The organism is Streptomyces sp. NPDC006296 (assembly GCF_040613235.1).
Taxonomy (GTDB): Bacteria; Actinomycetota; Actinomycetes; order Streptomycetales; family Streptomycetaceae; genus Streptomyces.
In genome coordinates this window covers 23,851-38,023 of record NZ_JBEXRT010000054.1, presented here as the reverse complement: position 1 = coordinate 38,023, position 14,173 = coordinate 23,851, and the positions used below count along the sequence as shown (strand labels likewise).

The 14,173-nt window shown below is 73.9% G+C and carries 11 protein-coding genes; 7 read left to right on the top strand and 4 right to left on the bottom strand.

Going from position 1 to position 14,173, the window contains the following annotated elements:
- From ABZ172_RS27370 to ABZ172_RS27360, 3 genes are all read left to right on the top strand, one after another.
- Nucleotides 1–393 (top strand): SAV_6107 family HEPN domain-containing protein (locus ABZ172_RS27370; RefSeq protein WP_356887547.1); only part of this gene is annotated, 393 nt, incomplete at its 5' end.
- 102 nt (nucleotides 394–495) lie between these two features.
- Nucleotides 496–1,260 carry a methyltransferase gene (locus ABZ172_RS27365; protein WP_356887545.1) on the top strand — a complete coding sequence of 255 codons (765 nt, stop codon included), beginning with the start codon at nucleotides 496–498 and terminating at the stop codon, nucleotides 1,258–1,260.
- Between the two features lie 295 nt (nucleotides 1,261–1,555).
- A complete protein-coding gene (locus tag ABZ172_RS27360; protein ID WP_277334422.1) occupies nucleotides 1,556–1,960 on the top strand; it encodes a DUF3040 domain-containing protein in 405 nt (134 codons plus the stop codon).
- 832 nt (nucleotides 1,961–2,792) lie between these two features.
- On the opposite strand, the gene ABZ172_RS27355 is transcribed toward ABZ172_RS27360, so the two are convergent.
- The 4 genes from ABZ172_RS27355 to ABZ172_RS27340 form a co-directional block, all read right to left on the bottom strand.
- Nucleotides 2,793–5,213, bottom strand: a complete 2,421-nt coding sequence (locus ABZ172_RS27355; RefSeq protein ID WP_356887543.1) for a DUF3488 and transglutaminase-like domain-containing protein — start codon at nucleotides 5,211–5,213, stop codon at nucleotides 2,793–2,795.
- Nucleotides 5,210–6,583 (bottom strand): DUF58 domain-containing protein, encoded by a 1,374-nt coding sequence (locus ABZ172_RS27350; RefSeq protein ID WP_356887541.1) that lies wholly within the window; start codon nucleotides 6,581–6,583, stop codon nucleotides 5,210–5,212. Before ABZ172_RS27350 ends, ABZ172_RS27355 begins: the two co-directional genes overlap by 4 nt.
- Nucleotides 6,580–7,626, bottom strand: a complete 1,047-nt coding sequence (locus ABZ172_RS27345) for a MoxR family ATPase (RefSeq protein ID WP_356887539.1) — start codon at nucleotides 7,624–7,626, stop codon at nucleotides 6,580–6,582. The genes ABZ172_RS27350 and ABZ172_RS27345 overlap by 4 nt, the downstream gene beginning before the upstream one ends.
- A gap of 202 nt (nucleotides 7,627–7,828) precedes the next feature.
- On the bottom strand, nucleotides 7,829–8,395 hold the full coding sequence (locus ABZ172_RS27340) for a carbonic anhydrase (RefSeq protein WP_356887537.1): 567 nt from the start codon (nucleotides 8,393–8,395) through the stop codon (nucleotides 7,829–7,831).
- A 412-nt stretch (nucleotides 8,396–8,807) separates the two neighbouring features.
- Between ABZ172_RS27340 and rsmH the strand changes: the two genes are divergently transcribed.
- The 4 genes from rsmH to ABZ172_RS27320 all read left to right on the top strand — a co-directional run bounded on the left by rsmH (nucleotide 8,808) and on the right by ABZ172_RS27320 (nucleotide 14,170).
- Nucleotides 8,808–9,773: a 16S rRNA (cytosine(1402)-N(4))-methyltransferase RsmH gene (rsmH, locus tag ABZ172_RS27335; protein WP_356887535.1), complete on the top strand. Its 966-nt coding sequence runs from the start codon at nucleotides 8,808–8,810 to the stop codon at nucleotides 9,771–9,773.
- A gap of 103 nt (nucleotides 9,774–9,876) precedes the next feature.
- Nucleotides 9,877–10,425 (top strand): cell division protein FtsL, encoded by a 549-nt coding sequence (locus tag ABZ172_RS27330; RefSeq protein WP_356887549.1) that lies wholly within the window; start codon nucleotides 9,877–9,879, stop codon nucleotides 10,423–10,425.
- A 4-nt stretch (nucleotides 10,426–10,429) separates the two neighbouring features.
- Nucleotides 10,430–12,424, top strand: coding sequence for a penicillin-binding protein 2 (locus tag ABZ172_RS27325; protein ID WP_356887533.1), 1,995 nt, complete (start codon nucleotides 10,430–10,432; stop codon nucleotides 12,422–12,424).
- A 162-nt stretch (nucleotides 12,425–12,586) separates the two neighbouring features.
- Nucleotides 12,587–14,170, top strand: coding sequence for a UDP-N-acetylmuramoyl-L-alanyl-D-glutamate--2,6-diaminopimelate ligase (locus ABZ172_RS27320; RefSeq protein WP_356887531.1), 1,584 nt, complete (start codon nucleotides 12,587–12,589; stop codon nucleotides 14,168–14,170).
- Nucleotides 14,171–14,173 lie beyond the last annotated feature (3 nt).

Genomic DNA, 14,173 nt, shown 5'->3' with positions numbered 1-14,173 from the left:
GGGGCCCTGGACGCGGCCGCCGGTCTCGACACCCCCACCGCGCGCTACCCCACCGCCCACCTCGCCGAACTCCCCCCCGCGCCCGCCGTGCTCGCCGCGCGCGGCGAGCACGAGACCGGCGGGCGCCGCCGCGACCGCATCCGCAGCGCCTGGGAGGTCCTGCCCGACGTCGCACCCGAACTCTCCGAGTGGAGCGACCTCTTCGCCTCCGGAGCCGCGCGCAGGGCCCGTGCCGAGGCGGGCATACCCGGCGCGGCCGACGACCACGACGCCGACGGCCTGCTGCGCGACGCGGCCGCGTTCCTGCGTCTGGCCGAGCGGCTGCTGTCCCTCCGGCCCGTCCTCCCGCAGCCCCGGACGGACGACCCCGGGGAGCGGCCCGACGCGGGGTGACCGCGGGGGCGGTGCGAGGCAATAGGGTGGAGAGCACCCGTACCACCTGCACCGTTCACGCTCCGCCGTCCGTGGCGGCACCGTGCCGAGGAGTCAACTGCCGTGTCGGACCAGCTGCGCCCCCGTGCCTCCCTCCGTACCGCCGTGGTCTGGGAGGTCCTCAAGGACGCTCTCGAACGCCGGGTCCGGGAGACCGGCAGGGACGCGCTGGACGTGCTCGACACCGGCGGCGGCACCGGCAACTTCGCCGTCCCCGTCGCCCGGCTCGGCCACCGCGTCACCGTCGTCGACCCCAGCCCGAACGCCCTCTTCGCCCTGGAGCGCCGTGCCGACGAGGCCCGCGTCGCCGACCGGGTCCGCGGGGTCCAGGGCGACATCCTCGGCCTGTTCGAGGTCGTGGACCGGGCCGGATACGACGCGGTGCTGTGCCACGGTGTCCTGGAGTACGTCGACGACCCGGCCGAGGGCGTCCGCAACGCGGTCGACGCGCTCCGCCCCTCCGGAGCGCTCAGCCTGCTCGGCGCGGGTCTCGGCGGAGCGGTCCTGGCGCGGGCGCTCGCCGGGCACTTCGCCGAGGCGCGGCAGGCGCTGAAGGACCCCGCCGGCCGCTGGGGCTCCGGCGACCCGGTGCCCCGCAGGTTCACCGCCGACCAGCTCACCGCACTGGTCGAGGACGCGGGCGTCGAGGTCGGCGCGGTCCACGGGGTGCGGGTCTTCGCCGACCTGGTCCCGGGAGTTCTGGTGGACACCGAGCCGGGTGCGATGGAGGAGCTCCTCAAGCTGGAGGCGGCCGTCGCGGAACTGCCGGCCTTCCACTCGGTGGCGACCCAGCTGCACGTTCTGGGGGAGAAGCGCGTCCGGCCGTGACGTCGACACGGTCGGAGCAGAGGCGCGCAAGCGATCGGAGCCCGGCTGATCAGCAACGCAGCCGCAGACGGAGTAATACCCGGAACACCCGATCGGGCCGTCGGCCCCGTATGATCGGGTGACACCGTCCGGCATGACGGATCGGAGGTCGGGGAATCTACGCCTCAGCAGCCGAGCCGAATTGGCGGTCCGGACTGGCTATGGCTAGAGGGCGGGTTTCACGGGGGCGAATCCCTGCCTATCCTGGAAGGGCCGCATACCGGTCGCCCCCGCGGCCGACGACGAGGAGGACTCCGTGCCGCTCTCGGAGCACGAGCAGCGCATGCTCGAGCAGATGGAGCGAGCGCTGTACGCCGAAGATCCCAAGTTCGCTACAGCGCTTGAGGGAAGCGGGCTGCGCAGGTACACCCGGCGACGGGTCTACCAGGCGGTGGCCGGTTTTCTGGTGGGTATCGCGCTCCTCATGGCCGGGATGGTCTTCCAGCAGACCTGGGTCAGCGTGGCGGGTTTCCTCGTCATGCTGGGCTGTGCCGTGCTGGCGGTCACCGGGTGGCGCAAAGCGCCGAAGCCCGGTGAGCAGCAGCCGGCGGGGAGTGCGAGCGGGGGCGGCGGCGAAGGCCGGCACCCCAGGCAGCGCCGGTCGATGATGAACCGGATCGAACAGCGGTGGCAGCGTCGCCGCGACGAACAGGGCCAGTGAGCTTTCCACGTCCCGGCGGGCGGTGACCGCACCGGTCACCGGCCCCGCGCCGGGACGTGATGCCGGACCTCGCAGCTGAGGGCGGTCGCTACACAGCGACCGCCCTCACGCGTTCCCTTCATGCGGTGCCCGTCGCGCGAGGTCCGTCGCGCGGCTCCCTTCGGAGGGCGCCCTCGCGCGGTGCCCTCCCGGGGCGTGCTTGAGCTCGCGTTGCCCTGCACGAGGTGCCCCCTCGCGTTGTCCTGCACGCGGTGCCCCTGTGAGGGGGTCGCCCCGCAGGAGCAGCAGCCCTGTACTTTCCCGCACATCCCCCGGACGGCCCCGTGCCCGGGGGCGTGCGCCCGCCCGGGAAATCCACCGGCCGGGCCGGATCGGGCCGGCACCCATGGGCGGGCCGAATCAGCGCCGACATTCGCCTGTCGCCTGGGACCGGGCGGCCGGAACAAGCGGCCGCTCACGGGCCGACGGGACCGTCCGGCAGCCCCTCGCCAGGCCGGAACAGACCGCCACCCACGGGCAGGCCTGATCCGTGCGACCACGCACCGATCGGCGGGACCCGGTGGCAGTCCCCGGCCGGCCGGAACAAGCGGTCACTCACGGGCCGACCGGAACTGTGCGGCATACACCGGCCGGGCCGGAACAGGCCGGCGCCCGCGGGCAGGCCGCCTGATTTGTGCGGCCACCCACCGATCGGCCGGACCGGGTGGCAGCCCCCGGCCGACCGGACCAGGGCCTACCCACCTACCGGCCGGCCGGACCAGGGCCTACCCACCTACCGGCCGGCCGGACCAGGGCCTACTCACCCCCACCGGCCGGCCGGACCAGGGTGCCGTCAGCTCTGCTGTCGGGTCGGGCGCCGCAGCCGGGCCGCCCAGCGGTCGCGGCCCGCTCGGGCCGACCAGCGGCGGCCGAGCTCCGCCCGCCGGTCCGCGAGTGCCCAGACCACCCGGACGGCCGAACGCGGCGCGACGGTCGCGCGCAGCCTGCCCCAGCGTCCGGCCGAGGCCCGCAGCCCCTCCCGCACCGCCCGGACGTCCTCGGGGGACACGGACGCGGATCCCGGCTCGGGTGCGTACAGCACCCGCTCCACCGCTCCCGCCGCCCGGTGGATCGCGGCGGCCGCCGTGCCCGGGAGGCCGCCCAGCCGCACGACACGCGCCGCGGTCCTGCGCGGGGTCTGCGACTCGTCCGGTGCGATGCCGTGGTCCCACGCCGAGTCGGTGATCTCCCGCCAGGCGGCCATCACCCGTGCCGCCGCGTCGGCGGGAGTCCGCCCCCCGGAGGAACCGAGCCGCCGCCTGCGGACCCGGATCCGCCCCAGCATGGGCAGCAGCGGGAGCACGAGGACCACCAGGGAGCCGAGCACCCACAGGGCGATCGAGCCCACCGGGGTCCCCGGATCCGAGGAGTCCGCCGCCCCCGGGGCCGCGGACGCCCCGCACTCGCCCTGCCTGCGCATCTGCACCGGGCAGGACTCCGTCGCCGAAGGGGCCGCCGTGGGGGCCGCCGAGGCACCGTCCTCCGGCAGCGCGGTGTCGGAGGGATCCGTGGAGGGCACGTCGGGCAGGGTGTACGACGGAGTGCTGCCCCGGGACGGCGTCGGCTCGAAACGGGTCCAGCCCACGCCCTCGAAGTACAGCTCCGGCCAGGCGTGCGCGTCGCGCAGCCCGACCGACACCGAACCGTCCGCCTGGACCGTGCCCGGGGTGAAGCCCACCGCGACCCGGGCGGGGATGCCCAGGGTCCTGGCCATCGCCGCCATCGAGAAGGAGAAGTGGACGCAGAAGCCCTCCTTGTCCTTCAGGAACCGTTCGATGGCCGCCGTACCGGTGCCGGACGCCACCGTCGTGTCGTAGCGGAAACCGCCCTCCGACGCGAACCAGTCCTGCAGCTTCACGGCCCGCTCGTAGTCGTTGGACGCTCCCCGGGTCACCTGCTCGGCGGTCCTCCCGACCACGGCCGGCAGCGACGGGGGCACCTGTGTGTACTCGCGGACCAGGTCCGAACGCGGTGCCATCGCCCCGGCGAGCTGCTCGGCCGTCGGCTCCACCACCAGACTGCTGACCCCGTACCGCACACCGCGGGTCGTCTGGCCGTTGTCGCCCACGAGGGTGCGCCCCTCGGGTTCGTAGCGCCAGCGGCCCTCGACGTCGACCTCGCTCGCCGGATAGGGGAGCGGCAGATACGTCTGCTGGTACGAGCGGGACGCCGAGATGTTCGTCCGGACCTCGGTGACGGAGACGTCCTGACCCAGCCCGGCCGGCTGCGGCAGCCGGTCCGGGACGTCCCTCAGCCGGCGGGTCGACGGACGCCACTCGCTGCCGTCGAACTGGTCCAGGGCCAGGATGCGCAGATAGAAGTCCTGCGGGCTCCCGGAGGTGGTGCGGTACGTCATCACCTCCCGGTTCTCCGGCTGGTTGAGGTTGTTCTGGAGCGAGACCAGCGGGTTCACCGCGGAGATGGTGCCCCCGCCGCCCCCCTTGCCCGCCCCGCCGCCCGTGCCGTCCAGCAGCCCGCCGTCCAGCGCGGGCAGCGCCGCGGGTACGGCGATCGCGATGCCCAGCGCGACGGCCCCGATCCGGCGTCCCGTGCGCACCGAGGCCGACACGCGTCCGGACCCCTCCAGGCCGGCGGCCAGACCGCCCGAGGTGCGGGACACACCGCCGAAGACCCGGCCCCACCGGGACAGCCGGTCGCGGCCCTCGGCCAGCAGGAGAACCAGGTACCCGCACGCCGCGAGCAGGAACCAGAGCCATCCCGCGCCGCCGTCGGAGAGCCCCGCCGCCACCGAGTAGAGCGCGAGCAGCGGGAGTCCGGCCGCGGCGGCGGCGCGGCACGTCACCGCGAGGACGTCGACGGCGAGCCCGATCAGCAGCACTCCGCCGATCAGCATCAGCCGGATGCCGTCCGTGGCCGGCGCCGGGATGGCGTACCGGCCGACGTCGTCGGCGCCCGCGGTCAGCAGATCGGCGAGGTGCTGGAGGGCCTGCGGGCCGGGGAGCACGCCGAAGAGGGCCTGCTCCCCGGCGAACGCCGCGGTCAGCGTCAGCAGGGTCACGAGCACCTGGAGGGAGACCGTCAGGACCCGGTGCGGCAGCATCCGGCGGGCGAGCGCGCCCGCACCGCTCTGGAACGCCAGCAGGACCGCGGCCTGCACGATCCACGTCGAGGTCTCCACCAGGGGCAGCAGGGCGCCCGCCGCCGCCAGCGTGGCAGCGAAGGCGCACAGCGCCAGCCGGACGAGCCCGTTCACGACCGCCCCCCGGAGAGACCCGTCGTCGTCCCGGCCGCGGGGGACCGCACACCGGTGCCGTCCTGGCCGGCCTGCTGCCAGAGCCGTGCGAGCTCCGCACCCGGGGGCACCGCCAGCGCCGTCCAGCCCGCCTCGCGCAGCAGCCGCAGCCGCTCCGAGGACCGGCCCGGGGCCACGGGCTCCCCGCCGCGTGCCCAGTCGTCGCCGTCCAGCACGAACGCGACGGCGGTCCGGCTGCGCTGCCGCATCCTGGCCGCCATCGCCGTCTGCTCCTCGTCGAGATCGCCGAAGAACGCCACCAGCAGCCCCTCGCCGCCGCGCAGCACGTCGTGCGCGCGGGAGAACCCGCCCCCGTCGGAGTGGTCGACGACCGCCAGCGTGTCCATCATCAGTCCCGCCGATTCCGGGGAGTCCTGGCCCGCCCCCGGGAAGCCGTCGCCGCCCTCGCCCGGTACGGCGCTCCCCTCGTCCGTCAGGAGCCGGACCGAGAAGCCCCGCTCCAGCATGTGCGTCACCGCGGACGCCGCCCCCGACACCGCCCACTCGAAGGCCGAACCCGGCCCGCCGCCCCGGTAGGCGATCCGCCGGGTGTCCAGCAGCACCGTGCAACCGGCCCGCTGCGGCTGCTCCTCGCGCCGCACCATCAGCTCGCCGTGGCGCGCGGTGGAGCGCCAGTGCACCCGCCGCAGGTCGTCGCCGTGCCGGTAGCCGCGCGGAATGATGTCGTCCTCGCCCGCCAGCGCCAGCGACCGCTGCCTGCCGTCGCCGTACCCGGTGGCGTCCCCGGCCGGCCGCAGCGGCGGGAGGGGCTCGGTGCGGGGGACGACGACCAGGGTGTCGTAGGCGCTGAAGGAACGCGTCAGCTCGCACATTCCGAACGGATCGCTCAGCCGGAGCTGCAGCGGTCCCAGCGGGTAGCGGCCGCGCAGGTCGGAGCGGACCCGGTAGGAGACCTCCCGCACGCCGCCCGGCTCCACCCGGTCCAGGACGAACCGGGGCCGCGGGCCGAGGACGTACGGAACGCGGTCCTGCAGCATCAGCAGGCCGGTGTGCAGCCGGGACACGTTGTCCATGCGCAGGTGCACCCGCGCCTCCGAGCCGGCCGGCACCCTCGACGGCGCCAGCCGCCGGCTGCCGGCCACCCGGTAGCGGGTGCGGTAGAGGACGGTGACGCAGACCAGCGGCAGCACTCCCAGCAGCAGGCCGACCCGGAACAGATCGCTCTGGCCCAGCACGACGGCGCAGACCGTCGCCGCCACACCGGCGGCCAGGAAGGACCGCCCCCGGGTCGTCAGCCCGCCCAGGGCCGCCCGCAGGCCGCCCTTGTCGTCGCTGTCGTCCACGGGGCCCGGTGCCCCGTCCGCCCTCACGGGCGCCGGACGCCGGGCTGCGGGCCGTACACCGGGCCGCCGGGCCGGTGCCGGGGCTGCGCCGGGGCGGGGTCGCCGCCCGAGGCCGGCACCGGGGTGTGCTGCAGGATGTCCAGCACGACCTGCTCGGCCGTGCGCCGGTTGAGCTGCGCCTGGGCCGTCGGCAGCAGCCGGTGGGACAGCACCGCGACCGCGAGCGCCTGGACGTCGTCCGGCAGGGCGTAGTCCCGGCCGCTCAGCGCGGCGGACGCCTTGGCGGCCCGCACCAGGTGGAGGGTCGCGCGGGGCGAGGCGCCCAGCCGGAGATCGGGGTGCCGGCGGGTGGCGGACACCAGGTCCACGGCGTACCGCCGGACGGCCTCGGCGACGTGCACCGTGCGCACCGCCTCGATCAGCTTCGCGATGTCGTGGGCGTGCGCCACCGGTTGCAGGTCGTCCAGCGGCGACGGGCCGCCGTGCACGTCGAGCATCCGGAGCTCCGCCTCGGCGCTCGGGTACCCCATCGACACCCGGGCCATGAAGCGGTCGCGCTGCGCCTCGGGGAGCGGGTAGGTGCCCTCCATCTCCACCGGGTTCTGCGTCGCCACCACCATGAAGGGATCGGGCAGTTCGTAGCTCTGCCCGTCGATCGTGACCTGGCGCTCCTCCATCGACTCCAGCAGCGCCGACTGGGTCTTCGGCGAGGCTCGGTTGATCTCGTCGCCGATCACGATCTGGGCGAAGATCGCACCGGGCTTGAACTCGAAGTCCCGCCGCTGCTGGTCGAAGATCGACACCCCGGTGATGTCCGAGGGCAGCAGGTCGGGCGTGAACTGGATGCGCCGCACCGAGCAGTCGACCGACCGCGCCAGTGCCTTGGCCAGCATGGTCTTGCCCACGCCCGGGACGTCCTCGATCAGGAGGTGCCCCTCCGCGAGCAGCACGGTCAGCGAGAGCCGTACGACCTCAGGCTTGCCCTCGATCACACCCTCGACCGACCTGCGTACCCGCTCGGCTGTGGTGGTCAGATCTGTGAGGCTCGCTCGATCGTCATAGGTCGTCACCCGGCCCTCCTCGGCCCTTGTGCTCGGGCCCGCGCGGAAAGCTGCCCGGCCCGCCCCGATATACGGACATCTCTCCGGAGGACCCGGAGGGACGTCACACCCGCATTCTTGTTGGGGTCACCGCTCCCTGTCACTCGCCTGTGGACAACGGAGGGCGAAATGCCGGGTGTGGTCCGTATGTCGGGGTGGTGGCCGGTCTCTCTCAGGTGGCGGGAAGGATCTCGCGCAGCTTGCCCGTGGTCACGTCGAAGACGAAGCCGCGGACGTCGTCCGTGTGCAGCAGGAACGGCGAGGTGCGCACCCGCTGCATCGACTGGCGGACGTCCTGGTCGGCGTCCGAGTAGGCCTCCACCGCCCAGGACGGGCGCTGCCCGACCTCCAGCTCCAGCTCCTGGCGGAAGCCCTCGGTCAGCGACTCCATGCCGCAGTTCGTGTGGTGGATGAGGATGACGCTGCGGGTGCCGAGCGCCCGCTGGCTGATCGTCAGGGAACGCAGCACGTCGTCGGTGACCACGCCGCCCGCGTTGCGGATGGTGTGGCAGTCGCCCAGTTCCAGGCCGAGCGCCCGGTGGAGGTCGAGGCGGGCGTCCATGCAGGCGACCACGGCCACCTTCAGCACGGGACGTGCGTCCATGCCCGGGTCGGTGAAGGCCTCCGCGTACTGCGTGTTCAGCCCGACCAGGCGGTCGGTGACCGTCCGGTCGGCTGAGGCGGTGGGGGAGGGGGTGGGGGAATCGGTCTCGGCGAAAGGCTGCGCAGAAGTCGACATGGCTACGACGTTATCCTTCGCCGTCCCTCCGGACGGGCTGTGGAAGGGGACAAAGAACGCCAACGACGCTTGTTGTGAGCTAACCCACAGGCCGCGGGGTGCGGCGGCCGGCCCGGGGTGAGGATCCCGGACGCGTCGCTGCGGAGCGACGCGCAGCGCGGTTCGTTGATCGGGACCGGATCGAATGGCAGGGTGGACTAAAGTGACCCGAAGTTACCGACACGCCTGCACATTCCGCATATTTTTACATGTTTCGCGTTCCCCGTGGTGTGCGGCGTACACGCGGCCCGGCCCTCTCCCGCCCGACGGCCGGCCGACGCCCCCTTCCCCGGCGCCGGCCGACCTCCCCTTCCGGGCGGGCGGGGACCAGACCGCGTGTACGGCCACCCGGGGCAGAGCCTGAGAGGGCGCTTTGAGCCAGACCCGACACGTCCCGGTGATGCTCCAGCGATGCCTGGACCTGCTGGCCCCGGCTCTGGAGGCGACCGGACCGCAGCCCCCCGTCGTCGTCGACTGCACCCTCGGGCTCGGCGGCCACAGCGAGGCCCTGCTCGCGGCCTTCCCCGCGGCCCGGCTGGTCGCGCTGGACCGCGACAAGGAGGCGCTGAGGCTGTCCGGCGAGCGCCTCGCCCCGTACGGCGACCGCGCCACCCTGGTGCACGCCGTCTACGACGAACTGCCCGAGGTCCTGGACCGGCTGGGCATTCCCAAGGTCCAGGGCGTGCTGTTCGACCTCGGCGTCTCCTCCATGCAGCTGGACGAGGCCGACCGCGGCTTCGCCTACGCCCAGGACGCGCCCCTCGACATGCGCATGGACCAGACGACCGGCATCGGCGCGGCCGAGGTGCTCAACACCTACCCGCCGGGCGAACTCGTCCGGATCCTGCGCGCGTACGGCGAGGAGAAGCAGGCCAAGCGCATCGTCTCGGCCGTCGTGCGCGAGCGTGAGAAGGAACCGTTCAGCAACAGCGCCCGCCTCGTCGAGCTGATCCGCGACTCCCTGCCGCAGGCGGCCAAGCGCACCGGCGGCAACCCCGCCAAGCGCACCTTCCAGGCCCTGCGCATCGAGGTCAACGGTGAACTCACCGTCCTGGAACGGGCCGTGCCCGCCGCGGTCGGCAGCCTCGCCGTCGGCGGCCGGATCGCCGTCCTCTCGTACCACTCGCTCGAGGACCGCCTGGTCAAGCAGGTCTTCGCGGCCGGTGCGGCCAACACGGCGCCGCCCGGACTGCCCGTCGTGCCCGAGCGCTACCAGCCCCGGCTGAAGCTGCTGACCCGCGGCGCCGAGCTGCCCGCCGAGGAGGAGGTCGCGGAGAACCGGCGCGCCGCCCCCGCGCGGCTGCGCGGCGCCCAGCGGATCCGCGAGGAGGAGCGATGAGCGCACCCCGCCGGACGGGCCGCACCGGGACGAGGCCGGTGGAGAGCCGGTGACCGGGACGGCCGAGCAGGCGAAGGGGAGGGCCGGCCGGCTCGCCCGGCTGATGCCGTCGGGCCCGAGCACCGCCGCCCGCACCCCCTTCGTGCTGCTGGTCGTCCTGCTCCTCGCGGGCGGCCTGATCTCGCTCCTGCTGCTGAACTCGGCGCTCAACGAGGGCTCGTTCAGGCTGAGCAAGCTGAAGCGGGAGACCACCGAGCTCACCGACGAGCAGCAGGCGCTCCAGCGGGACGTCGACAGCTATGCCGAGCCGGACGCCCTGGAACGCCGCGCCAGGGAGCTGGGCATGGTCCCCGGCGGCAGCCCCGCCTTCCTCAACCGGGACGGCACGATCAGCGGGGTGCCCGAACGGGCCACCGCACTGCCCCCTTCCCCCTCCGCCCCGCCTTCCCCCTCCGCGGACGCGAGCTCCACCGCGGACGCGGAGCCCGGCGCGAGCGCCACCGCGCCCACGGGGGAGGCGTCCCCGTCCGGTTCGGTGTCCCCCTCCGCCCCGGCGCCGGCCTCCGCCCCGCCCGCTCCCTCGCCCGCTCCCGGGGCGCCGTCCGCGGAAGCGGCGGACCCCGCTCCCACCCCGACCAGCACCGGCAGGTGACGCAGTGCCGTCCAAGGAACCGCCGCGCCGTCGCGTACCCGGCCCCGCGCGCTCCCGTAACGCCACAGGCGGTCCCGGGCGCGCCCGGCCCGCCGCCCGTGCCGAGGACCGGCCCCCCCGGCGTCCTGCGGCGCCCCGGAAGCGGCGCGGAACCTCCGCGCAGCCCATCCGCCTGGGCAGCCCGCGCCCCCGGCTGCGCCTGATCAGCCTCTGCCTGACCCTCGTCATGCTGGCGTTCGTCGTCCGGCTGCTCCAGGTCCAGGCGGTCGACGCCGGGGCCTACGCGGCCAAGGCCGAGAAGAACCGCTATCTGGAGTACACGGTCGCCGCCGAACGCGGGGAGATCACCGACCGCAGCGGGATCGCCCTGGCCACCAGTGTCGACGCGCACGACATCACCGCCGACCCCAAGCTCTTCACCCCGGAGGAGAGCAAGGCCCCCGACGCACCGCAGCAGGCGGCGGCGCTGCTCGCCCCGATCCTCGGCAAGGACGAGGCGGAGCTGGCGGAGAAGCTCTCCACCCCGAAGAGCCGCTACACGGTCCTGGCACGCCGGCAGACCCCGCAGATCTGGAAGCAGATCAAGGACCTCAAGTCCGTCCTCGCGGAGAAGGCGGCCGAGGACCGGGCCGACGGCGGCCCCGGGGCCAACGTCCTGGCCGGGGTCCTCCAGGAGCCGACCACCAGGCGGGTCTACCCCAACGGCGGCCTCGCCGCCGGGATACTGGGATTCGTCAACGCCGAGGGCAAGGGCGGCGGCGGCCTGGAGGCGCAGCTGAACAAGCAGCTCCAGGGCGAGGACGGCAAGATCCGCTACGCCCAGGCGGGCGGCCGCCCCGTCCCGACGGCCGGCTCCACGGAGATCCCCGCCGTCGCCGGCACCGACGTCGAGCTGACCATCGACCGCGACATCCAGTGGGCCGCCCAGCGCGCCATCGCCGACCAGGTGGAGAAGTCCCGGGCGGACCGCGGTTACGTGATCGTCCAGAACACGAGGACCGGCGAGGTGCTGGCCATGGCCAACGCCCCGGGCTACGACCCGAACGACCTCGCGCAGAGCAACGCGGCCGCCCTGGGCAACGCGGCCCTCCAGGACGTGTACGAACCGGGCTCCACCAGCAAGGTCATGTCCATCGCCGCCGTGCTGGAGGAGGGCGCGGCCACCCCGGACACGCACGTCACCGTCCCCAACCGGCTGCACCGGGGCGACCGGCTCTTCCGGGACGACGTCGACCACCCGACCTGGTACCTCACGCTCAACGGCGTGCTCGCCAAGTCCAGCAACATCGGCACCATCCTGGCCACCGGGCAGCTGGGGAAGACCCAGCCCGAGGCCAACGAGGTCCTGTACTCCTACCTGCGCAAGTTCGGCCTGGGCAGCACCACCGGGCTCGACTACCCGGGCGAGTCGCCCGGCATCGTGGCCAAGCCCCAGGACTGGTCCACCTCGCAGCAGTACACGATCCCCTTCGGGCAGGGGCTCTCCCTCAACGCCATGCAGGCCGCCTCGGTCTACCAGACCGTCGCCAACGGCGGGGTCCGCATCGAACCGACCCTCGTCCGCGCGACCAAGGACGAGGACGGCCGCTACCAGGCCTCCGACGCCCCGAAGCGGACCCGGGTGGTCAGCGAGAAGACGGCCGGGACGCTGGCGAAGATGCTGGAGTCCGTCGTGGACGACCGTGAGGGCACCGGGACCAAGGCCCACATCCAGGGCTACCGGGTCGCGGGCAAGACGGGCACGGCCAACCGGGTCGACCCGGTACACGGGGTCTACAAGGGCTACACCGCGTCCTTCGCGGGCTTCGCCCCGGCCGACGACCCGCAGGTCACCGTCTACTGCGCCATCCAGAACCCCACCAAGGGCAGCTACTTCGGCGGCCAGATCTGCGGCCCCATCTACAAGAAGGTCATGGAGTTCGCCCTCAAGACCCTCCAGGCACCCCCGTCCGGCAGCTCACCCGCCCGGATGCCGGTGTCCTTCAAGCCCGGCGAGTGACGCGCGGAGCCCGCAGTGACGACCATCACCCCCGATCCCGGGAACCGGAACGAGAAGTACCGCAACCCCGGCCCCTCACTTCGCGAGAGGCCGGGTCCGCCCGGTACGCTCACCGCCGTGCCCCACGCTGATCAGTTCCAAACCACTCAGAAGGACGCGCCTGTGACCTACCCGGGAGCGCCCCGACCGGACCGGCTCAGGCCGACGTCCCTCGGAGAGCTGGCAGCCCGGCTCGGTGCCGGACCGCAGGACGCCGGTGAGGTCACCGGCATCACCCACGACTCCCGGGCCGTGCGCCCCGGGGACGTGTACGCGGCTCTGCCCGGTGCCCGCTTCCACGGCGCCGACTTCTCCGCCCAGGCCGAAGGCCTCGGGGCCGCCGCGATCCTCACCGACCCGGCGGGCGCCGAACGCGCCGCCGCCACCGGCCTGCCGGTGCTCGTCACCGACGACCCGCGCGCCCGGATGGGCGACCTCGCGGCCGAGATCTACGGACGGCCCGGTACCGGCCTCCTCCAGATCGGGATCACCGGCACGTCCGGCAAGACCACCACCGCGTACCTCGTCGAGGGCGGGCTGCGCGGCGCCGGACGCAGCACCGGGCTGATCGGCACCGTCGAGATGCGGATCGGCGACGAGCGCATCAAGTCCGAGCGGACCACCCCCGAAGCCACCGACCTCCAGGCCCTCTTCGCGGTCATGCGGGAACGCGGCGTCGAGGCCGTGGCCATGGAGGTCTCCAGCCACGCCCTGGTGCTCGGGCGGGTCGACGGCTGCGTCTTCGACGTCGCCGTGTTCAACAACCTCAGCCCGGAGCACATGGAGTTCCACTCCGGGATGGAGGACTACTTCCAGGCCAAGGCGCAGCTGTTCACCCCGGAGCGCAGCAGGATCGGCGTCGTCAACTTCGACGACGAGTACGGCCGCAGGCTGGTCGACGAGGCGTCCGTGCCGGTGGTCACCTTCTCCACGGAGGGCCACCCGGACGCCGAGTGGCGTGCCGAGGACGTCGAGGTCGGCCCCCGGGACAGCACCTTCACCGTGGTCGGGCCCAAGGGCGAGCGCATCACCGCCCGGGCCCCGCTGCCCGGCCCGTTCAACGTCGCCAACACCCTCGCCGCGATCGTCACCCTGGCCGTGGCCGGCATCGACCCGCAGATCGCCGCCGACGGCGTCGCGGCCGTCCCCGGCGTGCCCGGCCGGCTGGAACGCGTCGACGCCGGACAGCCCTACCTCGCGGTCGTCGACTACGCGCACAAGACCGACGCCGTCGAGTCCGTCCTGCGCTCGCTGCGCAAGGTCACCGAGGGCCGGGTGCACATCGTGCTCGGCTGCGGCGGCGACCGCGACACGACGAAGCGGGGCCCGATGGGCGCCGCCGCCGCCCGGCTCGCCGACACCGCCGTGCTGACCTCCGACAACCCCCGCTCCGAGGACCCCCTCGCGATCCTCGCCGCGATGCTCCACGGCGCCGCCGAGGTGCCCGTGCACGAGCGCGGCGAGGTGCTCGTCGACGCCGACCGGGCCGCGGCCATCGCCGCCGCGGTCGCCCGGGCCGAGCCCGGGGACACCGTGCTGGTGGCCGGAAAGGGACACGAGCAGGGCCAGGACGTCCACGGCGTGATCCGGTCCTTCGACGACCGCAAGGTCCTGCGCGAGGCCATCGAACGCTCATCGGGACGCACGGGTGCCGCACACGCCCCCGAGGACCGCGTACACACCCACGAGAACAACAGTCAGGGATGACCA

What these genes read in the sequence shown, in the direction of transcription:
- ABZ172_RS27340 (WP_356887537.1), bottom strand. Translation starts at nt 8,395, where the DNA reads ATGTCGACTTCTGCGCAGCCTTTCGCCGAGACCGATTCCCCCACCCCC.
- ABZ172_RS27330 (WP_356887549.1), top strand. Translation starts at nt 9,877, where the DNA reads ATGCCGTCGGGCCCGAGCACCGCCGCCCGCACCCCCTTCGTGCTGCTG.